We start from the raw sequence: 25,379 nt of genomic DNA, 5'->3' as shown, positions 1-25,379 counted from the left end.
ACCTGTAAACCATTCACAGTTAATAACAATTTAAATGCAAAATACCCTCTTTGCGTTGAAACGCAAAGAGGGATGTTCTTATAAGCTTGTTAAAAATGATCATGGCAAGTCGTATTTGCCAGGAAGAAAAATCCCAATTGAATCAAGAAACTGTTTTAAGCAAAAAAGCTAAAACTATAGCAAGAAATTCTATAGAAAACTATTCCAGAAGGAAGTTTGCAAATTAAGCGTTTACTATTTATTCCCTCCATTAAGCAGCGATTCCTTATCTTAGGCAATCATATGATTATGAAAAACCAACTGTATTTTACGATATGGATGTTGTTTTTATCCATAGCTGGTCTTAACAAACTAGCTGCCCAATGCAGTCCAGCAATGGGGACCACTTGTGCCAATGCGCCGTTTTTTTGTTCGCTGGAAGAGATCGATGGGTATACCTGTTCCAATACCAGCAACACTCCAAGTACCTGCTCGCCTATTTGTTCGCAAGGAGGTCAAGCCGAGAATACCAATTGGATTGGATTTTTTACCAATGGAGGCAATGTCAGCGTTTCGGTCTCAGTAGGTAGTTGTTCAAATAGCCAGGGATTGGAATTTGGGATCATAGAAAATTGTCAATGCTCCAAACCAATTGCATGCTATTCCAACCCCTGCGTTCCTCCAGGAGGTACTGCCACCATCAATGCCAATTTAGCTAAATGTGTAGAATATTATTTATGGATTGATGGTTGCAATGGGGATGTCTGCGATTTTACAATTAATACAACGGGGGGTGCTTCACCTAAATTAGATCCGATTGGATACATCAACAATGAATCCAGTAGAATTATAAAGAATGTTTGTCCCGGATGTTATAAAGGCTATTCTGTGCAGGGCATGGGGGATGTTTGCAATGTCTTTTATGTTTGGGAATTGGATGGAACGCTTTTAGCACAAGGCCTATATGAAAACAACATTGAGTTTATAATTCCAAACAGCGGTACTTACGAATTGTGTGTTACTGCTTATATTCGAAATCCAAAAAATTCAACTATTATCTGTGATCAGCAAGGCCCTCAATGCGCTACCATTGAAGTAACAGGACTTCCGGATCGCTATGGAAACCCCAGAAGGCTGTGCCACGAAACAGTCGGCGCAACTGGATATAAGTGGCATTCACAATACATCCATAGTTCAGGCATCTATCGGGAGCATTTGCGCGATAAGAAAAATTGTTGTTATTATGATTCCGTGGTTGAATTTACGGTTTTGGAAGAACCGGTTCCAGCCATCATTCAATATATTGGATGTAACAATGAACCTTATATTGACATCCTCGGCAGAAGACAGGGCTTGTGTTTACAAAATGCCCGAATTATCCTTCCGAATATCACGGATCCAGATCTGTGTGACAGTTCGATTATACTAACCACCATCAATGTAGATTATGCACCTTCCTGGGCCATTAAATGCATTGGCGGTCAGGTTGAATTGATTCCAAATATTAAAATTCCAAAACCCTGCAATGTAGGCGAGTCCTATGAATTTGATTACAGCTGGTATAGGAAAAACGATCCTGCTAAAAAAATAATTAGTTACGACGAGCGACTTGCTGTGCCCGCTATCAGTGCAGATTATTGCTTGCAAGTGAAAGTAATCACTTATTTTAATAACGAAACCTATATATGTTATAAGACATTCTGTGAAACTTTTAATGAAGGAAATCTTGCTCCAGAATGTGCTTTTAAACTGGATGGAAACAAAGTCTTCTGCTTTGACCCAATTTCAAAATATTGGATCGATTCCTTTTTACCAGCAAATGTAAATACTTACCATTGGATAGTTAATGGTGGCACCATCATTTCAAATCCGGATAGCAGTGTGGTCGATGTTAACTGGAATTTAAATGCAAACGATACCGGAAGAATTTGTCTTAGTTACGATACAGATTGCGGAACCAGTTGCCAAAAATGCAAATCAGTCATCTTGGAAACCACCATCGCCGGACAAGATTTTGAAAAGCGTGGATTGTCTGCTTATCTCGATGCAAAGGATCATCCCAATGGCATGTGGAGGCTGATTAGCGGACCACATCCTGTGCGGATTGATGATCCTGGAAATCCTAAAACTAGAATTTCTGCATATAACTATGGGTATTATTGTTTTGAATGGACGGTTACTGATATAAACTGCGTGATTAAAGATACGCTTTGTGTTGATTTGCATTTTTATAAGAAAACCAGTCCGGAATATCCCGATCGCTTGTTTGATGAACGGGCAGCTATAAATCCAAATGAAACAGATTTAAATTCCATAATTTTTACACCCAATTTAATTAATCAGAATGGGCAAAGCTTTGTGTTAGTAACTAATTTGGAAGAAAAATCAATTTCTTACCGATGGTTCAATCTATTTGGAAAACTTATTTTACAAAATGCCCAACTTGTTGAATCCGGTATTCAGAAAATAAGCATTCAATCTCCAACACAAAGTGGTATGTATTTCCTGGTTATTGAGTTGGGAGAAATTCATTCGGTTCAAAAGATTTGTGTGATGGAGTAAATAGGACTTACGCTAAATAACCTATTTTTTCCATCAAGTAAATAAATTGCCACGAATGCACGAATTAAAGACAAATGAATATTAATAATTATTTATTTCAAAAAAAAATATTCACTACTTTAACTCAAATTCATTCATGCATCAGCGGCAATCAAAACTAATTTTGAATTTAATTCGAAATTGATTTTAATGCTTGTTCCAAATCTGAAATAATATAATCTGCATCCTCCAAACCAATATACAAACGGATCAATCGATGCATTGGGTCCAGTGGATTAAAGTCTTTTAATTCCATACCGGCAATACGAGGAATGATCAAACTTTCATAACCGCCCCAGCTGACGGCCATCATAATGTGTTTCAATGATTCACTAAAGCGTTCAATGTTTTTAGGATCAGATGTTTTAACTACAAATGACACCAATCCACAAGCTCCCTGCATTTGTTTACGCGCTAATTCTACTTGTGGAAAATCAGCATCGAATGGAAAAACAACGGATTCAATTTTAGGCTGCTGCTTTAAATAATCAACCACAGTCTGTGTAGTCTTAGCAATGCGGTCCATCCGGGCTGGCAAGGTGCGCAATCCCCGCATTAATAACCAGGCATTAAAAGGTTGAATGCCATTTCCGGCTGTTAAATACTCAAGATTAAAAATTTTCTGCAACAATTCCTTTCGCCCTGTTAAAACACCACATACCACATCGCTGTGACCTGCGAGGTATTTGGTTGCTGATTGTAAAACCAAATCTGCACCTAATAAAATAGGTTTTTGGTAATAAGGACTGCAATAACTATTGTCAATAACGACCAGACAATTTTTAGTCTTTGCAAACCTTGAAATGGCTTCAATATTCTGTAAACCAAAATCCCAGGAATTCGGTGACTCTAAATAAATGAGTTTTGTATTTTCCTGAAATGCATTTTCAAAATCACTCAACAACTTGCCCTCCACATAATTTGTCTTTACTCCAAAACGCGGAAGGAACTCATTAAATAATTTCTGAGCCCAGGTATAAGGATTTCTTACAGAAATTATGTGATCATCTGAAGAAACAAAAGGAACTACCGACGAAAAAATTGCAGAAGCCCCACTGTTAAAAACCAATGCATCTTCTGCGCCATCCAGTGCAGCCAATTTTTTACGAAGTATATCAACAGTCGGATTTAATCCACGAGAATAAATATATCCTCCGTATTCATCCTTAAACCGTTGACGCATATCGTCCACCGTATTAAATTTAAAATTACTGGTTTGAATGATTGGTGGAGCAATTGCATTAAAATACTGATCGCGCTCTTCGCCAAGTTCGTTGAGTATGTATGATAGATCCATGTAAGATAGTTGATAGGTGATAGTTGATAGATGTTAGTTGATAGTTGATAGGTGATAGTTGATGGGTGTTAGTTGATAGGTGATAGCAGGATGGAATGCAATTCTTTGCATCTCTGAGTGAATTTAATTTGTTTTTTTAAATTGAGTGTTAATAAATCGAACATAAGTTAATAAGGGATAATTGCAAATTAGCACTATTCATAACGATATCGTTGATTCATTAGTCTACTTATCATTGGGTAGCTGGTTATACATTTAATTTTTTGGATTTACTTTTTTAATAATAAAATATACCAAAACAAGAGCAATAAATACAATCAGTGAGGTCACTCCATAGGATGGATTGGCATAAATACAGGCAAGTCCGACAAATATATACGTGATAATAAACAATAACGGCATCCAGGGATAATATTTGATCTTGTATATTTCACTGGAAGAAGTGTTACTGGATTTTCTTCGAAAATAAAATAAAGTTGCTGCGGAAGTGGCCATTCCCAATGAATCCAGGATCATTACAAAACCGAGAATGCGATCAAATGTTTCAGCATAAAATATTACGATCATGCTGATTAAACTGAATGCAGTCAATCCAACTGTGAGGACTTCCCGCCTACCATACTTTTTACTGAAAGCTGCCGGCAACATGCCGTCCTTACTCATGGCATACATAACCCTGGGATTACTCAGCAACATCACATCCACATAAGCCAATACTGCAAGAAATAATAAAATTGCAAATAAAGTTTTTCCAAATGGACCAAACAGTTTTCCAGCTACCAAAGCTGCTATCCCCTTTGCTGATTTTAATTCTTCAAATCCAATTACTTTATAATAACTCAGATTCACTAAAAGATATAATGCAATCACAATCAGAATACCTGTAAAAATGCTTTTCGAAATCGTTTTATTAGGGGTTTGAATTTCTTCACCAAAATTTATAGTTTGTTGATACCCTCCATATGTAAATGAAACTGCAACCAAGGAAGCAGCAAAAGAAGTTAAAATACTTTTCCAGGATAGTCCATCTGTCAGTAACAAAATTTCATTTTGGATGACATGGGTTGAAGGAAAAAATAAGGCAGAAATAATTAACAAGATCATTCCAATTTTAATAAACATTAAAATATTGAGTGCTTTCGAACTGATTCGCAAACCCATCAAGTTAATACCATAAAATAATGCAATCGCCCCGATTCCAATCAATGCTTTTACAGCATCTGTTGGTGGTTGATTAAATACTACCTCTGACAAATAATCACTTCCAATAAGAGCTACTCCACCCAGGGAAGCCGCATTCGACACCAGTACAATTCCATTTATGGCAAAAGCAACCGATGGATGATAGGCTTCAGAAAAAATTTTATAATAAGCTCCGGTTACAGGATATCTTGAACCGATTTCCGCATAAGTTAGCGCTCCACAAATTGCAATCAACCCACCAAATATCCAGGCACCAAAAAATATCGTCGGACTTATAGCCGCATTTGCTGCTGTAGATGCTGCTCTGAATATGCCCAGACCAATGACAAGTCCGATCACAATCATGCTTAAAGAATAATATCCCAGTTTCTGATTGCTTTGAGTCTCCATCAGGCACAAATTAAAGTAAATTCATGAAATCCTCCGTTCATAAATGTATCCGATTGCCTTGTAACCCTCCAGTATGAATAAAATATATTTGTTTGTAGTCTTTTGCCAAATCGGAACTCAGAAATGCCTGCATCAACGGGACAGTATAGATCAGGTCTAATTCAATATGATGGCTTGATTTAAAATTTTTCACAAAACCAATATTCTCGGGAGTGACTTTACCAAATGATCTATTTTCATTTGACTGAATCCAACGAAACCTAGGATTGTTTAATTTAGGATAGCTTGCCTTTACTACATTTTTTAAACTAAAGACTTGTATGTTTTTTGTAAATTCTAATAATCCCATCAGACTAGTCCCAGATCCACATGGACAAAGAAGTAAGTTTTCTGCTTGATCAAAATCAACAGGCATTTCATGTACTAGTTTTGCCATACCGATGCAGCCAAAATCTCCTCCGCCTCCTTCAGGTATCCAATAGGCATCATTCCATTTATCAGAAATAGATCCAATGCCTTGATTTCTTATTTGCTCCGCTTCGTTTCGTGTTAAAGAATACAAATTCACAGAACTTTTCATAGCATCTTTTAAGGTAGGGCTTAGTTTCGTGTCATGCCAACCATATACCAACAAATCACAGGAACATTTCAAATAGTTGCAAACATAAGCCAGGGCATGTAAATGATTGGAGTGCACACCTCCAATGCTTACCATGCGATTTGCCCCTGAACGGAAAAATTCATGGATATGTCCTTCCAACTTCCTCCATTTATTTCCACTTATTACCGGATGAATTAAATCGTCTCGTTTAATAAAAATGCTCCGCCGAATCTCATCAAGATAAATTTCATCTAACCTTGAGGGCAATTTCAGTGTACTCAATAAATCCTGAATTAATTGCAATTCCATTCTTACTAATAAAAACTCAACGGTTTAACTTAAACTCAATAGGCATTTTAAAATTAAAACTTACATTCCTGTTTGCATTCTTTGCTGGAATCCATTGATCAATCAATCGAAGTACGCGCAATGCTTCTTCATCACATGCAGGATATAAGGATTTAATAATTCGGGGATTGCGTACTTTTCCTTCTTTGTCAACTACAAATCCAACGATCACAACCCCTTCAATTTTATTGCGAAGTGCTGTATTTGGATAAACCAATTTAGATGAAATAAAACGCGACAAGGATGAACTGCCTCCCGGGTACTGTGGCATGACATCAACAAAATCAAAGGCTTGTTCGCCTTCAGTTTCTGATGATTGTGATTGCGATTCGTCAAGCGTTTTGGAAACAATGGTATCCAATACTTCTTGTTTTTGTGTTTGCGGTTTTTGTTTTGGTTCCTCTTTTACCACTTTTTTCTGCTCACTTTCTTTTGGACTTGATTTTTTTTGCGCATGATCAGGAGCTGCTTGTTTAATACTAAATTTTGGTAATTCCAATTCAGGAATTGGTTCGAGTTGAACTTCCTGCATCATTTGGTACTCATCGGTATCACTCCAATTAATATTAAAGAGGAGAACAACTGTTAAAAAAACACCTACTGAAATCAAGATGCCCAAAGTCATATTATGATTGTATTGTCTTCTTAACTGGTAAGCACCGTACTTCGTATTTCTGTTTTCGAAAACGCTCTGTTGAATCGGTGTCTTTTCTGGTGTCATGAATTACATTTCGAGAACAATCGGACTTCCCTTGTTTTAATAGACTGTTAAACAGTGAACTTGTTGCAATCGATTCCTACTAATTCTTTTCAAACAACCATTTTATCGGTTGGCTAATATTAAACGGACGCAAGACTTTTTTAATATTGAAATTCGATTTAATGTGTTGAATTATTTCTTCAGGACTGTCGGATACCAGAAAAAGATCCCGGTCAATGGGCGAAATGGTTTTTTCCTGCTCCATTTTATCCAGAAAATCACAAAGTTCTTTATGATATTCTTTTCCATAAATGATTACAGGAAAATGGATGAGTTTCCCTGTTTGAATGAGTGTCATGGATTCAAAAAATTCATCCATGGTACCAAAACCACCTGGCAATACAACGAAGGCATAGGAATATTTAATCAGCATGGTTTTACGAGTAAAAAAATACTTCATGCTCACCCAGGTATCCAAATAGGGATTTGGAATTTGCTCATGGGGTAATTCAATGTTACACCCAACGGATTTACCACCTACTGATTGTGCACCCTTGTTTGCTGCTTCCATGATACCTGGACCGCCACCCGTCATGATGGTGAATCCCAAATTAGCGATTTCGGCACCTAAATGCTCTGCCATCTTATAATACGGATTATCCTCCTTAAATCGGGCAGATCCAAAAATTGTAACGCAAGGACCTGTAAAATAGAGTTTTCGGATTCCCCTAAACAAATCCCAAAAGACATCCAAAGCAAATCGCAATTCGGCAAACCTGCTCATAGGACCATTCAGGTATTGAATATTATTTAATTTGTTATTTATGCTCATATCCTTAATAATCAGCGCAAGATTAAAAAAAATTAAGGTATATGTTTAATTTTTAATATTTTGCAGCAACCGAAAAACTCTGGCCTATGCAAGCGACAACCGGCAATCTTGCCCTTTTAAGGAATTCTTCCCATATGGCCGAAACCTTAATCCCCTCTGAAATCATCAAATTAGCTTCAGAAGTAAACCATAAAATTCAGCTCGGCGAAGAAATATTTAACCTAACCATCGGCGATTTTAATCCAGCTATTTTCCCAATTCCTAAAGAGCTTGAAGAGGCAATTATTAAGGCTTACCAATCCGGGCATACCAATTATCCGGCTGCAAATGGTATGGCAGAATTGCGGAAAATTTTATCTGCTGTAATTCATAATAAATTGGGATTAGACTACAGTCCGGATGAAATATTGGTTTCCGGAGGCGCAAGGCCTTTAATTTATGCCATTTACAAAACCTTGCTGGACAAAGGGGATTTGGTCTTGTTTCCGGTCCCTTCCTGGAATAATAATCACTATTGTCATTTAAGCGAAGCTTGCGGACAAGCCCTCGAGGTGAGTGCGGCTCAAAATTTTATGCCTACAGCTGCAGACATCAAACCATTTATAGAACAGGCTACTCTGATTGCATTGTGTTCACCCCAAAATCCTACCGGGACCGTTTTTTCAAGGGAAACGCTCTTGGAAATTTGCGAGTTGGTTAAAAATGAAAATAAACGCAGAACCGGCAATCAAAAGCCCTTGTATATCATGTACGACCAAATTTATTGGGAATTGACTTTTGGTGAAACCAAACATTATGATCCCGTCAGCTTGGAACCAGCTTTGAGGGATTATGTAATCTATGTGGATGGGCTTTCTAAAGTATTTGCAGCAACCGGTGTCCGGGTGGGTTGGTCTTTTGGTCCAAAGAAATTGATTGACCAGATGCGTGCTATATTATCTCATATAGGTGCCTGGGCACCCAAAGCAGAACAAATGGCTGCTGCCTGGTTTTTACAAAATACAGAAGCTGTGCAAGCCTACCTCGATTGGTTTAAACCAGAGATCCACCATCGGTTAACAGCACTTTATGATGGGATTCTTAAATTAAAAAACATGGGTTTTCCAATAGACATTATAAATCCACAAGCTGCTATTTATTTAACGGTACAATGTCCCTGGAAAGGCAAATCTGTAAATGGCTCAAAAGTTTTGGAAACCCAACAAATGGTAACTGCATTTTTATTGGATACCTGTAAAATTGCCATTGTGCCGTTTAAAGCATTTGGTTCATCAGATGATTCAGATTGGTATCGCATTTCAGTTGGTACTCTTGAAAAAAATCATGTCGATTCAATTATTTCCGGATTTAAAAAAGGAATGGAACAATTGAGGGATAGCTGATAGTTGATAGGTGTTAGTTGATAGGTGATAGGTGATAGTTGATAGGTGATAGTTGATAGTTGATAGTTGATTGATGATAGTTGATTGGTGATTGATGATAGTTGATTGGTGATAAATGAAAGGTGACAATTTGATTGGTGGCATTTCTCTACAGACTTCCTCACTACAGACTATAGACTTACTCTTTTCAGACTTCCTCTCAAAATTGTAGCTTTGCATCATTGTAGTTTCGTAACATTAAATTAGAAGCCTTGCAAAAAAGAAATCAACATGCGATCATTATGGCAGGTGGCATCGGAAGTCGTTTTTGGCCATTAAGCCGGAATCAAAAACCAAAGCAATTTTTAGATATCCTGGATAGTGGAAGAAGCTTTATCCAAATGACCTATGATCGATTATGTAACATAGTACCTCCATCCAATATATGGGTGGTGAGTCATGTAGATTATGAAGATCTGGTATATCAACAATTGCCGCAAATAAATCCAAAACAGGTTTTACTGGAACCCAGTCGAAAAAACACAGCACCCTGTATTTTATATGCTGCTAAAACAATTGCGGCAATTGATCCGGATGCGAAATTATTTATTGCTCCATCCGATCATCTCATTTTAAATGAATCTCAATTCATTGAAGACATTCAACACGGATTTGAATTTATTAATAAACATCCTGAATACTTACTGACTTTTGGCATCCACGCTTCCAGACCTGATACTGGTTACGGTTATATCAACTTTGACAAGGAACAAGGATTGGATCAAACGATCTATCCGGTAAATCGCTTTGTGGAAAAGCCCGATTTAAAAACAGCCGAATCCTATCTTGAAAGTGGAGATTATGTTTGGAATTCAGGAATGTTTTTGTGGAATGTTCAAACGATATTAAATGAGTTTAAACAATATGCACCTACCCTATACAATTTATTTGAAGACTTTAATCAAGATTCAGATATAAGCTTACTGTATTACCAATGTCCATCCGATTCAATTGATTATGCAGTGATGGAAAAATCTCCAAACGTCCAGGTTAAAACAGTTGATTTTGGCTGGACTGATCTGGGAACCTGGGGTTCTTTATACGAAATACTGGAAAAAGATGAACATCATAATGCAGCTCTTGCACCTGACTATTTATTAAACAAAAGCAATTCTAATTTAATCAAGGATGCAGAAGGAAAATTGATTGTCGTACATGGTTTGGATAATTTGTTGGTAATTAATACTAAAGATGTTTTACTAATTTGTCACCGAAAGGAAGAACAAACCATTAAACAAATTGTGGCACTGGTGGAGACGCAATTTGGAAAAACTAAAACCTAAAACATTTTAAGCTATCCTGATTTTATTTAAGTTTCGTTAGTTTTCAAGTATTCAATAAAATCATTACGGCACTAATGATTCGCGTGAGTTTGAAGGTGGATTGGATCGAGATAAAATTCCCATCTAAATTTTAAATTTTTAAAAAAAAAGTCCATGATGTTGATCATGGACTTTTTTTGTATGCTGTTTTTAAGCTTATTCTGATATCACAAATTTGCGTATGACTGCACTGCTGCCATCCTGAATTCGTAAATAGTACGTTCCACTTCGCAAGCTCTCTGTTTGTATTTTATATACCGTATCATTGGTTTTGTACTTTGCCATCCGGTTTCCGGATAAATTGTACAATTCCAGTTGTACCGGATTGCTGCTGCTTGCTTCTGTTACAACTGTTATGTAATCCTTGGCTGGATTTGGATATACAAAGGGAACTTCTTCACTCATCTCATTGATTCGGGATCTTGATTCAAATCCCAGATCGAATGGAAACTCTATAATTTTACTATCCACTAAATTCCGGTCTTTCTTTGGTTTTTCCGGACACAACACTGAAGATACTACGACTATGTATTGTAGTTTGGTACGACCATTATTTCCATTTGTATTCTTTACCGTCAGTTTTACTGCGAATTTTCCTTTCTTCGTATAAGTTACTACTGGATTCTTTTGTGTTGAAGTTGCTGGATTTCCATTTTCAAATTCCCAGTTCCACTCATTGACGTCTATCGAGGATCTGTCTTTGAAATTTACTGTGAATGGGACACATCCCTTGATCGTATCTGCTGTGAAATCTACTTTTGGTACCAGATACACCGCAATGTGTTTGTCAAATGTATCCTGACCGCAATCATTGGATACAATCAATCGTACATCAAATTCTCCTTCCACTCCATAATCATGTACCGGGTTTGCTTCAGTACTGGTTTTTGTATCGCCAAATTGCCAAAAATAAGAACTGGCTCCTGTGGCCTGGCTGGTAAATGCTGATTTAAATCCTATGATTGCATTGGTAAAGTCTACTGTTGGAACTGTTTTAACTTCAATAAAATCTGCATAACCTACTGAATCCGAATATTGAAAATTTGAAGCTACTAAACTTACATTGTATTTACCCACACTGTTGTAAGTAACCAATGGATTTTTCTGTACACTGGTTGATGGATTCCCTCCTGGGAAATACCACTTATAATCCGTTGCTGAAATGGTCGATGTATTTTGAAACTGTACGGTAAATGGTAAACATCCTTTTGGATCTGCTACCTGAAATCCGGCTATTGGTTTTGCTCCTATCGTAACCACTGTCCTTGCTGTATCACTTCCACATCCATTGCTCACAATATACATCACTTCATAACGGCCGTCTTTGTAATTATGCACCGGATTGATCTCTGTACTTGTTGTATTGTCTCCAAAATCCCAAAAATGTGTTTTTGCATATCTTGAAATTCCGGTAAATGTTGCAATACTTCCATTGAGTGAATTTGATATTTCTGCATCCGGCAAACTGTCTATGGTGATGTATAATTTTTTAGTCAGCTTGTTATTAGATGACGAACTGTAAACAGTTAATTTGACATCATAAGTCCCTGGATTATCGTAGCGGACAATTGGATTTTGTGCAAAGGATACCGATGGATTGCCTCCCGTAAATAACCACTCCCATTTCTTAACGTTGTTGGTTGATTTATCAATGAACTTAATATTCTTAGGCGCACAACCTCCTGTAGTATCTGCTTCAAAATCTGCAATTGGCAAACTAACCACATTAACCCGTTTTTTGATTGTACTTGATCCACAATCATTCACTACAGTCAAAGTCACATCATAACTTGTATCACGATCGTACGTATGCTGTGGATTTGGATCTTCACTGGTTTCTCCATCTCCGAAATTCCAAAAATATTCTTTTGCACGTTGAGACAGGTCAATAAAAAATACCTCTTTTCCATTTACTCCAAAACTAAAATTAGCAATGGGTGAATCATTTACTTCTATATAATTCAGTTTTGTAATGGACATTTTACAACGAGGATTGCTTGCTTCCAGGCTGACTTCATAGAATCCAGCAACCCGATACACTACTGTAGGATTTTGTTCAGTAGAAGTTCCCGGTGTTCCGCCGGGGAATGACCATTTCCAATCAGTTGTATTGGTAGATAAATCTTTAAATTTTACAGTCATTGGCTGGCAACCGTAGACTTTATCCGATGTAAAATCAGGCATTGGAACGCCAGAACCTGGACAAAATGGCAAACACCCACCTGCTAAACCCTGGAATTCAATATAATTTTTAACAGCATCCTTAGACATGAAACTCCAAATTTTACTTGGGTTGATCGTTGCTTGCATAATTGTTCCTGCACTCAATTGATCATGCTGACAATTCCAATTGTGCCCTAATTCATGAGCCTGCAAGGTTAGGTACATGACTTGTGGTCCACTACCTGGGATAAACGAACTGCAAATATTGTATTTATCAGCATAGCATACACCGGGTAAATAAGCAACTCCAATGGCTCCTGATGTAAATTTTGAAGTCCAACAAGTAGCAACCACATAACCGGCACCTGCAAAGAGAATATCCCCTATTTGTCTGAATTTATCTAATTCAGCAAAAATGTCATTGATCCCATTAAATGGATCTGTATTTGGCATATCAGCGATCCAGGTAGCTGTTTGAACGTATTCAATTTCATAATAAAACTCATCATCAAATACAGTTTGAACATCCGCCAGATTGGCCATCATAAAATTATCTACACCATTTGGACCACCATGTTTTAAAATCATTGTAAAATCAGCTGCCAATGCAATAAAAGTAGTTAAACATGCTCTGTTTCTTGAATCTGAATGAATGCGAACTTGGTGTTTTGCATCTTCAAGACCTTTGTTTAATGCTGTTGCACCGCAACTGACTCCTGGAACCGGCAATACATCACTTGCTTTATACAATACAAATTGCTGGACATCTTCTTCACTGATAAATTGTTTATCAGGGTCTTCCATTTTATCAATAAAATAACGCTCGCTTCGGTCGTCGATCATTAGGTGTAAAAATCCATCGGCAATGGTCATTGATACCAATGAATTATTAATACCATTTACAGTTCCTTTGAATGTGCGTAAGTCTGTTCTTGCAGGAAGCATTTTGATATCATCGATGCCTCCTGTGGTCCGGATCCGGTCTGGAGCACTCAGGGAATATTCAAAAAGCTCTAATTGAAATGCATGTTCCGGAGTTCTCAATATGAGCTTGTATATATTTCCGGGTGTCGTGTTAAGGACTTTCTGAATGTCCTTTACACTGGTCTGTAATAGACTGTATTCTTTTAAATAAGATACCTTACTATGTGCTGCAGGTGCATCAAAAGGTTTCATTACAACTGTCTGTGAAATGGCCATTTGACAGAAGATAAACATTAAAATCAGGGGTAAAATGTGTTTCATGCTTTTAGAAAGTTTAAAAAAGAAGCTAAAAATAGTGAATTATACAAAATTGATCAGAATTTTAACACTCAGATAGCCTTTCAGTTGAATATTATCAATGGTTTTGAATCTTAATTTTAAACAAGCAATTTAGCTGCCCTGTCCTTTTAATTAAAAGCTTGTAATATAATATTTCTAAATAGACAAATAATCAATTTTATATTTTGAATCATGACTTTAATTATTTAAGTTTCAGAATTATATTTTGAAATATTAAATATTCAATTTTAATTGCCATTGAAACGAGACTACAAAAAAGCAGATTCAAAAAAAAAGTCCATGATGGTGATCATGGACTTTTTTTTGTATGCTGTTTTTTAAGCTTATTCTGATATCACAAATTTGCGTATGACTGCACTGCTGCCATCCTGAATTCGTAAATAGTACGTTCCACTTCGCAAGCTTTCTGTTTGTATTTTATATACCGTATCATTGGTTTTGTACTTTGCCATCCGGTTTCCGGATAAATTGTACAATTCCAGTTGTACCGGATTGCTGCTGCTTGCTTCTGTTACAACTGTTATGTAATCCTTGGCTGGATTTGGATATACAAAGGGAACTTCTTCACTCATCTCATTGATTCGGGATCTTGATTCAAATCCCAGATCGAATGGAAACTCTATAATTTTACTATCCACTAAATTCCGGTCTTTCTTTGGTTTTTCCGGACACAACACTGAAGATACTACGACTATGTATTGTAGTTTGGTACGACCATTATTTCCATTTGTATTCTTTACCGTCAGTTTTACTGCGAATTTTCCTTTCTTCGTATAAGTTACTACTGGATTCTTTTGTGTTGAAGTTGCTGGATTTCCATTTTCAAATTCCCAGTTCCACTCATTGACGTCTATCGAGGATCTGTCTTTGAAATTTACTGTGAATGGGACACATCCCTTGATCGTATCTGCTGTGAAATCTACTTTTGGTACCAGATACACCGCAATGTGTTTGTCAAATGTATCCTGACCGCAATCATTGGATACAATCAATCGTACATCAAATTCTCCTTCCACTCCATAATCATGTACCGGGTTTGCTTCAGTACTGGTTTTTGTATCGCCAAATTGCCAAAAATAAGAACTGGCTCCTGTGGCCTGGCTGGTAAATGCTGATTTAAATCCTATGATTGCATTGGTAAAGTCTACTGTTGGAACTGTTTTAACTTCAATAAAATCTGCATAACCTACTGAATCCGAATATTGAAAATTTGAAGCTACTAAACTTACATTGTATTTACCCACACTGTTGTAAGTAACCAATGGATTTTTCTGTACACTGGTTGATGGATTCCCTCCTGGGAAATACCACTTATAATCCGTTGCTGAAATGGTCGATGTATTTTGAAACTGTACGGTAAATGGTAAACATCCTTTTGGATCTGCTACCTGAAATCCGGCTATTGGTTTTGCTCCTATCGTAACCACTGTCCTTGCTGTATCACTTCCACATCCATTGCTCACAATATACATCACTTCATAACGGCCGTCTTTGTAATTATGCACCGGATTGATCTCTGTACTTGTTGTATTGTCTCCAAAATCCCAAAAATGTGTTTTTGCATATCTTGAAATTCCGGTAAATGTTGCAATACTTCCATTGAGTGAATTTGATATTTCTGCATCCGGCAAACTGTCTATGGTGATGTATAATTTTTTAGTCAGCTTGTTATTAGATGACGAACTGTAAACAGTTAATTTGACATCATAAGTCCCTGGATTATCGTAGCGGACAATTGGATTTTGTGCAAAGGATACCGATGGATTACCTCCCGTAAATAACCACTCCCATTTCTTAACGTTGTTGGTTGATTTGTCGTTAAACTTTATAATTTTTGGCGCACAACCTGCCGTGGTATCTGCATCAAAATCTGCAACTGGCAAACTAACAACACATACTCGTTTAGTAATGGTATTTGAACCACAATCATTAACTACTGTAAGTTTTACATTATAGCAAGTATCCCGATCAAATACATGAATAGGATTTTGTTCTTCACTGGTTTCTCCATCTCCAAAATCCCAAAAATACTCGACTCCTCTTGCAGAATAATCTGTAAAAAATACTTCCTTTCCATTAATTCCATAATTGAAATTAGCAGCAGGTTTATCATTGACTTCGATGTAATTTAATTTTGTGATAGACATCTTGCAACGTGAATTGCTTGATTCTAAACTGACTTCATATTTTCCGGCAACTAAATAAACAACTGTTGGATTTCTGTCCGTGGAGGTTCCAGGGATTCCACCGGGGAAGGACCATTTCCATTCTGAGGCGTTTGATGAGAGGTCTTGAAATTTTACAGTCATTGGTTGACAACCATACACTTTATCAGAAGTAAAATCAGGCATTGGAATTCCTGAACCAGGGCAAAAAGGCATACATGCACCGGCTAATCCTTGCATTTCAATAAAATCTTTAACAGCATCTTTGGACAAGAAACTCCAAATTACGCTGGTATTGGCCAAGCTTGCACCATCCATGATGGTACCTCCACCGGGGCGATCGTGAATGCAATTAAAATTATGTCCTAAATTATGAGCCTGCAAGGTCAGATATAAAGCCTGCGTACCTTGGCCTGGTGCAAAACAGCTGCAAACATTGTATTTCTCTGCAAAACAAACACCGGGTTGATTTGCTACACCCACGGTACCTGGTAACAGAAATTTTGCACTCCAGCAGGTTCCAACCACGTGATTGGCTCCTCCAAAAAGGATGTTGGCTACCTGGACAAAGCGAGTAAGTTGTGTATTAATATTTGTGATTCCATTAAATGGATCTGTTGCCATCATATCTGCTATATAGGTTGCAGATTGAACCAATTCAATTTCATAAACAAACTCATCATCAAATACAGTTTGAACATCGGCCAAAGTAGCTGACATAAAATTATCGACGTTGGCGGGGCCTCCTTCTTTTAGAATCATACTAAAATCAGAAGCCAGTCCGATGAAAAGTGTTAAACAAGGACGGTTTCTGAATACCCCAGTAACTTTTACCTGCTGTTGTACCTCTTCTAAATTTCGGGTTAATTCAGTTGATCCACAACTAACACCTGGAACAGGGAGTACATCACTGGTTTTATATAAAACAAAACGCTGACCATTTTCTTCGCCTGAAAAAACATGATCCACATCTTGTATTTTATCAAGAAAATATTGATTGATTCGATCATCAATCATTAAGTGTAGATATCCATCTGCAATAGTCATGGACACCAAGGAATTGTTTATTCCATTTACAATACCCTTAAACGTACGAAGGTCCGTTCTCTTTGGCAGTTGTTTGATCGCATCCAATCCACCTGTTGTGCGCATGCGATCGGTGCTATTCAAATTATACTCATACAACTCCAATTGAAACGCCTGTTCAGGAGTTCTTAAAATGAGCTTAAAAATATTGCCCTGGGTATTGTCCAAAATTTTCTGAATATCGCTTACCTGTGTTTGCAATAAACTGTAATCACTTAAATAAGAAAATTTTTGATGAGATAAGGGATACTCAAAGGGTTTAAAAACAACAGATTGAGAAACTGCCAACCCAGAAATAAAAAGAGTTAAAACCAGAAGTAATTTGTATTTCATGTATTATTAAAATTAAAATTTAACGTAATATAGGTACTACAAACTATACTTTTATAAGTTGTCAGCACTTTAACAATAAATTATTGAAAACGAATCGAACTTAGAATTCGATTCGCCTTCAAGAATTTTTACATCACACTACCAAGTCTTAGAAACTACTTTGCTGTTATATCAGGGTCTATGTACAAAGTCACCTTCTATATATAACCATAAAACTGTGCCAAATTTAGCTCATTCGCCAAATTTTAATTAGTGAATCACCACTGAAACCGAATTATTTCTCCCCGACTGGCTGCTCGCGCAATAATACACACCTGGCTTAAGGATCATCGAAAGCTTTACAAACTTCTCCGGTCTTGTAAAACTGCAAACCAATTTTCCATCGGAGGTAAATAGTTGTATGGGTTTGCCCACCAATTCTTCTGCCAATTCCAATTGGTTTGTAAATCCATGGTAAATTATCTTTTGTGACGAATTATTAAACTTTGCAGTCATCGTAAGGTCATCTAACTTTCGGCGATAAATTGAATGTTCAGTGCCAATAAAGAGGTAATCTGCCGTTTTAAACATGCACTCAACACTCGTGTCTATCATGCCTTCATTAAACGCTACCCATTCATCCATAACGAATGGTGAACTTATGGAATGACAATAATTGATCCCTTTGAGATCTGCAATTCCTGAACGGGCTCCTCGGTTACGAATACCTGCAAAAAGACTGAGATCCTTTCCAAACTGAAAACTTGAAATTGATGCTTGTTGCAACCCTAGAATTTTCTTTACTGGTTGATCCCATCCCGTTAATAGGTTAACATGATAGTTATCAGGTCTAAGACTGGAGCTGCCGACAAGAACTTCCTCTTTTCGGAAGCTTGGAAAAAGTTTTAGTACATTCGTATAATTCGCCAGGATCAATTTTGGATTTGAATCCTTCAAATATCCATAATAAATTGCGCCATAATGGATTTCATCCGAACCGACCACATAGCATGTTTGATCTGGCATCACCATGACACTTAGCAAAGGAATGTTTTTTAAAGCCAATTGGATCCAAATCAAACCATGATCTTCAGAATACCATAAACCATTGCTTGTTGCCGCATAAATATTTAAGTGATAATCCAAAGCAAATTCATTTATCTGATCAGCATCAATTGCATTTGGTATATGTTGCCATACAAAATCACTTAAAGAAGCTACATGAATCGATCGATTTGTAGCTGCGATAAGCATTGAATTTGTTGCACAGCAGGCCTGAATATCCTTATTCGTAAATTCAGCACTTAGCTCATCCCAAAAAAATTGATGGTCCTCTTCAAATCGATTTATAAATAATCCTTCTGTACTCCCAACACAGATTCTGTTGCCTGCATAAATAATATCATTTACCAAAGCTTTCCTTGGAATTTTTAAATCTTCCCATTGTCCAAACAAACAAGAGCAATATAAACTCAGTATTGCAATGAAAATTTTCATCAAATGTTAAATTATATCAACAAATATAACAGACGCCCGAACTCAGGGTTAGTAATATATCACGATAAAATGTACTATTTTCTAATTTGCAAATTAAACCATTCAAGCGGCTTGAATCCTGTTTGCTTTTTAAAGAAGCGCGTAAAATACGTTGCACTTGAAAATCCCATTTTGTCGGATACTTCTTTCAAGGATAATTTAGTGTGAATCAGGTAATATTTTGTTTGGACAATAATAACTTCTGCAATGTGTTCAGAAGCATTCTTTCCTGTTACCGATTTTAATACCAGGTTTAGATAATTGGGGGTCAGATTCAAAGCGCTTGCATATTCGTGAACCCGTTGCATCGGAATACCAGATTGAAATAATAAGGACCGAAATCTACTTGTGATTAATAAAGAAGTGTAGTGATGGTTTACAAATTCAATATTCCTAGAGGGTGCCATTCGGGATGCTTTTAAAAATAAAATATTAATTCCTGAAACTATTAATTTGTCAGCATGCTTTTGCACATCCTTTATCTCTGTTTGAATGAACTGGAAAATAGATTTAAATAAAAGATAATTGCTTTGAATCAATTTTATTTTCACAGCTGAATAATCTCCCATTACAAATGGAAAATTAAAAATTACTTCTTTATGTTCGGTATGTTGTTGTAAATAATTTTGATCGAAGACCAGGATCCAACCCATCTGTTTAATAAGTTCTGGAGGTATTTCACAATAAGGTGAAATAAAATAAACAAATTGCTTTTGCCTGCTATTTTTTAATTTAGACCGGCTTAAAAAAATCTTATGATATGACCAGGCATTTTTAATCAATCCTTCATTGAGTTGCTTGTGCAATGCAATGACAGGTAATTGAGGATTATCAGATTTTAAAGACATAATATTGTGAGCAAATATACTGTTAAGTGCAATAATCCTTTAGTGTTGCTATGCAATAAGGAAAGCAGAGTTTCATATTCTTCAAATAACAATTTAAAATCGGCAATATTTATCAATTGCAAAGATTCTATTCCTCATAAAAAATAATAAAACCAGAATTTAACCCTATTTTAGAAAACGAGTTTAAATAATCCAAAATATATATGTGTGAGTTAATTTAATCCAGAAATATTAACACTCTTATAAAAGCTCTAGATTTAATAATAATATCTTAACATTCGTCAAACTTAAAATTAATTAAGAGTTATTACTGCATTATATTCTTTACTAATTGAATGTTTTTATCATGTTATAATAATTACATTACTTTGAGCTATTAATTTCCTGTCAATTACTTAGTTTATACTTTATTATTTATAAATCATTTAATAAATATCAAATAATAGGGAAGTTAGATTTTTAAAACTTCATAAAGATAGCTTTGTGGCAAAATATTATGTATGAAAATAAATCTAACAAAAGTTTTAACAAATCTCATTCTACTCACATTGATTCATCTGCAAGGATATTCTCAATTTACAATGTTGCAGGATTTTCAAAATATTAATTCCAATGCAATTGGAACCTTTCAAGGGGTTAATTTCCGTGAAGCTGGATTTTCAGGTTTATTTCCTATACCTGAAACAAACAATAAAGAATTTTGGGTTTGTTCTGATAGGGGTGTAAATATCGATTGCGCAAATGCAAATCCAAACGGATGCAAACCTACTTATGATAAGATGTATTGTTTTCCAAACTATGCCCCGAAAATTCATCGGATTAGAATTCACAATAATGAAATACAAATTTTGCAAACCATTACAGTAAAACGTCCGAATGGCACTCCGGCTAGTGGAATCATAAATCCTACTGGATTGGGAAGCACTGCTGCAGAGCTTGCATCGACAGATACGGTTCAGGATTGCGCGAATTTTTTAATAAAAACCACTGCGAAAGATACTTTTGGTATTGACCCTGAAGGAATAGTTGTGGACAAGGATGGAAATTTCTGGTTGTGTGAAGAAGGTGGTGCAACCATTTGGAAACTTAATTCAAATGGGGTTCTAATAAAAAGATATACTCCATATGCAAACCTTGATGGTGTTCAATCGGTCGATGTACAAATTGATACTGTTTTTAAATATCGCAAAAACAACAGAGGTTTTGAAGGTATATCCATAACCCCCAACGGTAAAATATATGCTATTATTCAAAGTGGAATCCTTTTTCCAACACAAGCAGTAGGTGAAGCTTCCAGAGTTCATCGCATACTTGAAATTGATCCAGCTTCAAATACGCAACGAATGTTTGCCTATTTAAATGATGGTGTAATTGGATCAAGCGGTAATTCGATTCGTTTAAGAGATTGGAAAATTGGAGATATGGCAGCTATCAATGACAGTATGTTTTTAGTATTGGAGGCTGCATTACGAGGTACCACAGATATTAAAAGAATTTACTTAATTAATATAAATCAGGCAACACCTGTAAATTCTGGGTTATATGGAGGATTAAGCTTAGAAGGACTTGTTGATTCCACAGGATTAGCATCTTACGGAATTAAAGCAGTTAAGAAAACCTTGTTCATGGATTTGCTTGCCAATGGATGGCCTGCAATTCTAGATAAAGCAGAAGGTCTTGCAATACTAAATGATAGTACCATTGCCGTTTGCAATGACAATGATTTTGGTCAAACCTGTCCACTTGCTGATGGAATTCCTATTGCAACTTCAAATCTAAGTCATATAATTACATACGGTTTGGCTGGTTCCAATAAAATTCATAATTACAACAAACCACCCCAATTAATTCTATCTCAAGGGCAAACCGGCGTAAGCTCATCTCAAACACCCTATTTAATTCCAACGGCTTCTAAAGTTTCATTTACCTCCATCATTACAGCTGGAGATACCGTTTCAAATGGCTACAAAATGACTGGAATTCCAGATGGGACCGGTGCCTTTGATAATGGCAATGGCACCTTTACGCTATTAGTTAATCATGAAATTCCTGCAAATGCAAGCACCATTCGTTCGCACGGGGCAAATGGAGCATTTATATCTAAATGGACCATAAATAAAAATGATCTATCGATTGTTAGTGGAAATGATTTAATCAACATAGTAAATTTATGGACAGGAAATAGATATACTGCCTACAATCCATCTGACACCAGTGCTAGAAAATCATTCAGCAGATTTTGTTCTGCAGATCTCCCTGAAATTTCTGCTTTTTTCAATAATTCAACTGGATTAGGCACACAAGAAAGAATTTTTATGAATGGAGAAGAATCAGGAAACGAAGGCCGTGCATTTGGTCATATAGTAACTGGTTTAAATTCAGGAACTACTTATGAACTCCCATATCTTGGAAAATTTTCATGGGAAAATTCGATTGCTTGTCCTTTTGCTCAAGACAAAACTATTGTTGCAGGATTAGATGATTCAACTCCAGGACAGGTATATTTTTATATTGGTACTAAAACAAATACCGGAACTGAAATCGAACGTGCTGGTTTATCCAATGGAAAATTATACGGTATTGCTGTAACAGGATTAACAGCAGAAACAAGTGCGGGAATTCCTCCTGCCAATACTTCATTTTCCTTGGTTGATTTGGGCATTGTTAAAGATTCAACTGGTGCAGCATTAAATAATAAAAGTAACAATTTAGGAGTCACAACCTTTTTAAGACCTGAAGATGGAGTTTGGGATCCTAAAAATCAAAATGAATTTTACTTTGTCACTACCAACGGTTTTAGCTCACCAAGCCGCTTGTGGAAATTGCATTTTTATGATATTTCAAATCCAGAAGCAGGAGGAAGTATAACTGCGTTATTGGATGGGACAGAAGGGCAGAAAATGTTGGACAATCTAACTATTGATAATTATGGTCACCTAATTTTACAGGAAGATGTTGGAAACAATGCACATAATGGAAAAATTTGGCAATATACGCTTGCAACTGACCAGTTAAAACAAATTGCACAACACGATTCTATCCGTTTTACCAACGGAGGGGCAAATTTTCTAACACAAGATGAAGAATCATCTGGAATCATAGATGTACAAAATATTCTTGGACCCGGAAGATTTTTACTGGTTGACCAAGCTCATTATTCTATTGGTAGTAGTATATATGAAGGAGGCCAGATATTATCTATGTTCAATCCAGATACTTACAAAGCATCTCTAGGTGCCGGTCCGAGCAGCACAAACACACCTTATTTGCTTCCATCAAGTCCTGGAGTAAATTTCAATGCAATTCTAACAGCAGGTGATTTAGTTGGCAATGGGTACAGCATGACTGGTATTCCTGATGGTACAGGAGTTTTTGATAATGAAGATGAAACTTTTACATTATTAGTAAATCATGAAATACCTAGTGGAAATGGAGCTAAACGGGCGCATGGTGCAAATGGTGCCTTCATTTCAAAATGGATTATTAATAAAAATAATCTTGCAGTGACAAGCGGCAGTGATTTAGTAAAAATCGTAAACTTATGGAATGGTACAGGATATACAACTTACAATCCAATTGATTCAAATTCAAGAAAATCATTTAGCAGATTTTGCTCAGCAGATTTACCAGCAATTTCAGCATTTTTTAATGAAGCCACCGGATTGGGTGTAACCGAACGTATCTACATGAACGGGGAAGAAACAGGAAATGAAGGACGTGCATTTGCGCACATTGTAACTGGAGCAAATGAAGGCACAAGCTATGAATTGCCCTCACTCGGTAAATTTTCATGGGAAAATTCGATTGCTTGCCCTTTTGCTCAAGACAAAACAATTGTTGTCGGGTTAGATGATTCAACTCCTGGACAGGTTTATATTTATGAAGGTACTAAAACAAATTCAGGAAGTGAAGTTGACAAAGCAGGCTTAACAAATGGTAAATTATATGGAATAAGTGTTTCAGGATTACTGACTGAAATCAGTGCAAGTATTCCGAATGCAAATACAAAATTTAATTTGATTGATCTGGGAAATGTTCGTGATTCTTCAGGAACCGCCTTAAATAATAAGAGCAATAATCTCGGAGTAACCAATTTTTTAAGACCTGAAGATGGGGTTTGGGATCCTTCAAACCCTAATGTATTTTATTTTGTCACAACAAATGCATTTAACAGTCCAAGCAGGTTGTGGAAATTAGAGTTTTCAAATATTAATAATCCAGCTCTAGGCGGTTTCATTACTGCCATCTTAGACGGGACCGAAGGACAAAAAATGCTTGATAATATAACAATTGACAATTCCGGACATATCTTTCTTCAAGAAGATGTTGGTAACAATGTACATATCGGAAAAATTTGGCAATACACGATTGCCACCGATGAATTAAAAGAAATTGGACACCATGATCCTGAAAGATTTATTCAAGGCAAAGAAAATTACTTGACACAAGACGAAGAATCTTCAGGAATTATTGATGCTCAAAGCATTTTAGGTCCTGGGAAATTTTTATTAGTAGATCAGGCCCATTATTCTATTTCAGGAGCTGTTTATGAAGGCGGACAACTCCTTGCTATGTTTAATCCTGATACGTATAATTCAAATCCAGAAATAAATGTGTCAGGCAATGGTTTAGATATTATTGATGGAGATATTAATCCACTTTCTTATAACAATACTTTATTTGGAGTTACTACTATTGGAAACTTTATAGATAAAAGTTTTGAAATACAAAACACAGGATTAGGAATTTTAAATATCAATAAGATACAATTCATTGGTTTAAATGCTTCAGAATTTACTTTGGTTTCCCCAACTGCATTTCCAATGACAATACCAGTTGGTGGGTCTCAAAGTATTACAGTAAGATTTACTCCAACCTCAGGCGGAACCCATACTTCAATCATCAATATATTGAACAATGATATTGATGAAGGAAATTACAATTTTGGCTTACAGGGAGACGTACTAACTGGAGTTAATGGCAATGATGCAACCATTTCAATGGTAAACTTATATCCAAATCCTACAAATGACAAAACAACACTTTCGATAATTGCAACTAAATCTGAAAAAGTTTCAATATCACTTGTAAACGAACAAGGTAAAATAGTGCTTGGTTCTGTCTTGAAAAAGCTTATACCGGGTAAAAATGAAATTGAAATAGCAACTGATACTTTAATTCCAGGTGTTTATTTCATTCATATTACATTAGGAAGCAATTCGACTAAACTTAAATTAAATGTAATCCATTAATTAACGAATAAAACATTAAATTCTACGGGAAATGAGCTT

General features: G+C 36.2%; 13 protein-coding genes. 4 read left to right on the top strand and 9 right to left on the bottom strand.

The window, feature by feature from the left end:
* The first annotated feature begins 288 nt into the window (after positions 1–288).
* Complete coding sequence (locus IPJ80_10005) at positions 289–2,541, top strand: T9SS type A sorting domain-containing protein (GenBank protein ID MBK7913817.1); 2,253 nt, start codon at positions 289–291, stop codon at positions 2,539–2,541.
* 169 nt (positions 2,542–2,710) lie between these two features.
* On the opposite strand, the gene IPJ80_10000 is transcribed toward IPJ80_10005, so the two are convergent.
* From IPJ80_10000 to IPJ80_09980, 5 genes are all read right to left on the bottom strand, one after another.
* The gene (locus tag IPJ80_10000) at positions 2,711–3,877 is read right to left on the bottom strand and encodes a PLP-dependent transferase (GenBank protein ID MBK7913816.1); all 1,167 of its coding nucleotides are present in this window, start codon (positions 3,875–3,877) and stop codon (positions 2,711–2,713) included.
* Positions 3,878–4,132: 255 nt separating this feature from the next.
* Entirely contained in the window at positions 4,133–5,470 is a 1,338-nt protein-coding gene (locus IPJ80_09995) for an APC family permease (protein ID MBK7913815.1), read from the bottom strand.
* A 37-nt stretch (positions 5,471–5,507) separates the two neighbouring features.
* Positions 5,508–6,380 (bottom strand): pyridoxal-phosphate dependent enzyme, encoded by an 873-nt coding sequence (locus tag IPJ80_09990; protein ID MBK7913814.1) that lies wholly within the window; start codon positions 6,378–6,380, stop codon positions 5,508–5,510.
* A gap of 16 nt (positions 6,381–6,396) precedes the next feature.
* On the bottom strand, positions 6,397–7,140 hold the full coding sequence (locus IPJ80_09985) for an energy transducer TonB (GenBank protein MBK7913813.1): 744 nt from the start codon (positions 7,138–7,140) through the stop codon (positions 6,397–6,399).
* A gap of 79 nt (positions 7,141–7,219) precedes the next feature.
* Positions 7,220–7,951, bottom strand: a complete 732-nt coding sequence (locus tag IPJ80_09980; protein MBK7913812.1) for a TIGR00730 family Rossman fold protein — start codon at positions 7,949–7,951, stop codon at positions 7,220–7,222.
* A 134-nt stretch (positions 7,952–8,085) separates the two neighbouring features.
* Between IPJ80_09980 and IPJ80_09975 the strand changes: the two genes are divergently transcribed.
* Together IPJ80_09975 and IPJ80_09970 are read left to right on the top strand one after the other, a co-directional pair.
* Positions 8,086–9,333, top strand: coding sequence for a pyridoxal phosphate-dependent aminotransferase (locus IPJ80_09975; GenBank protein MBK7913811.1), 1,248 nt, complete (start codon positions 8,086–8,088; stop codon positions 9,331–9,333).
* A 281-nt stretch (positions 9,334–9,614) separates the two neighbouring features.
* Complete coding sequence (locus IPJ80_09970) at positions 9,615–10,655, top strand: mannose-1-phosphate guanylyltransferase (protein ID MBK7913810.1); 1,041 nt, start codon at positions 9,615–9,617, stop codon at positions 10,653–10,655.
* A gap of 195 nt (positions 10,656–10,850) precedes the next feature.
* Here IPJ80_09970 and IPJ80_09965 read toward each other — a convergent pair whose 3' ends face one another.
* From IPJ80_09965 to IPJ80_09950, 4 genes are all read right to left on the bottom strand, one after another.
* A complete protein-coding gene (locus tag IPJ80_09965) occupies positions 10,851–14,102 on the bottom strand; it encodes a PKD domain-containing protein (protein MBK7913809.1) in 3,252 nt (1,083 codons plus the stop codon).
* A gap of 362 nt (positions 14,103–14,464) precedes the next feature.
* A complete protein-coding gene (locus IPJ80_09960) occupies positions 14,465–17,725 on the bottom strand; it encodes a PKD domain-containing protein (GenBank protein MBK7913808.1) in 3,261 nt (1,086 codons plus the stop codon).
* 249 nt (positions 17,726–17,974) lie between these two features.
* A complete protein-coding gene (locus IPJ80_09955; protein MBK7913807.1) occupies positions 17,975–19,201 on the bottom strand; it encodes a hypothetical protein in 1,227 nt (408 codons plus the stop codon).
* Between the two features lie 74 nt (positions 19,202–19,275).
* The gene (locus IPJ80_09950; protein MBK7913806.1) at positions 19,276–20,088 is read right to left on the bottom strand and encodes an AraC family transcriptional regulator; all 813 of its coding nucleotides are present in this window, start codon (positions 20,086–20,088) and stop codon (positions 19,276–19,278) included.
* A gap of 500 nt (positions 20,089–20,588) precedes the next feature.
* Here IPJ80_09950 and IPJ80_09945 point away from each other — a divergent pair, with 500 nt between their 5' ends.
* Positions 20,589–25,340, top strand: a complete 4,752-nt coding sequence (locus tag IPJ80_09945) for an esterase-like activity of phytase family protein (GenBank protein ID MBK7913805.1) — start codon at positions 20,589–20,591, stop codon at positions 25,338–25,340.
* Positions 25,341–25,379: the final 39 nt, after the last annotated feature.

This window comes from Saprospiraceae bacterium, from assembly GCA_016714025.1.
Lineage (GTDB): Bacteria > Bacteroidota > Bacteroidia > Chitinophagales > Saprospiraceae > Vicinibacter.
The sequence above is the reverse complement of the archived record's forward strand: the minus strand, read 5'-3'. Positions and strand labels throughout refer to the sequence as shown.

What these genes read in the sequence shown, in the direction of transcription:
- IPJ80_09970 (MBK7913810.1), top strand. Translation starts at nt 9,615, where the DNA reads ATGGCAGGTGGCATCGGAAGTCGTTTTTGGCCATTAAGCCGGAATCAA.
- IPJ80_09950 (MBK7913806.1), bottom strand. Translation starts at nt 20,088, where the DNA reads ATGTCTTTAAAATCTGATAATCCTCAATTACCTGTCATTGCATTGCAC.
- IPJ80_09975 (MBK7913811.1), top strand. Translation starts at nt 8,086, where the DNA reads ATGGCCGAAACCTTAATCCCCTCTGAAATCATCAAATTAGCTTCAGAA.
- IPJ80_09990 (MBK7913814.1), bottom strand. Translation starts at nt 6,380, where the DNA reads ATGGAATTGCAATTAATTCAGGATTTATTGAGTACACTGAAATTGCCC.
- IPJ80_09960 (MBK7913808.1), bottom strand. Translation starts at nt 17,725, where the DNA reads ATGAAATACAAATTACTTCTGGTTTTAACTCTTTTTATTTCTGGGTTG.
- IPJ80_09955 (MBK7913807.1), bottom strand. Translation starts at nt 19,201, where the DNA reads ATGAAAATTTTCATTGCAATACTGAGTTTATATTGCTCTTGTTTGTTT.
- IPJ80_10000 (MBK7913816.1), bottom strand. Translation starts at nt 3,877, where the DNA reads ATGGATCTATCATACATACTCAACGAACTTGGCGAAGAGCGCGATCAG.
- IPJ80_09985 (MBK7913813.1), bottom strand. Translation starts at nt 7,140, where the DNA reads ATGACACCAGAAAAGACACCGATTCAACAGAGCGTTTTCGAAAACAGA.
- IPJ80_09965 (MBK7913809.1), bottom strand. Translation starts at nt 14,102, where the DNA reads ATGAAACACATTTTACCCCTGATTTTAATGTTTATCTTCTGTCAAATG.
- IPJ80_10005 (MBK7913817.1), top strand. Translation starts at nt 289, where the DNA reads ATGAAAAACCAACTGTATTTTACGATATGGATGTTGTTTTTATCCATA.
- IPJ80_09980 (MBK7913812.1), bottom strand. Translation starts at nt 7,951, where the DNA reads ATGAGCATAAATAACAAATTAAATAATATTCAATACCTGAATGGTCCT.
- IPJ80_09995 (MBK7913815.1), bottom strand. Translation starts at nt 5,470, where the DNA reads ATGGAGACTCAAAGCAATCAGAAACTGGGATATTATTCTTTAAGCATG.
- IPJ80_09945 (MBK7913805.1), top strand. Translation starts at nt 20,589, where the DNA reads ATGAAAATAAATCTAACAAAAGTTTTAACAAATCTCATTCTACTCACA.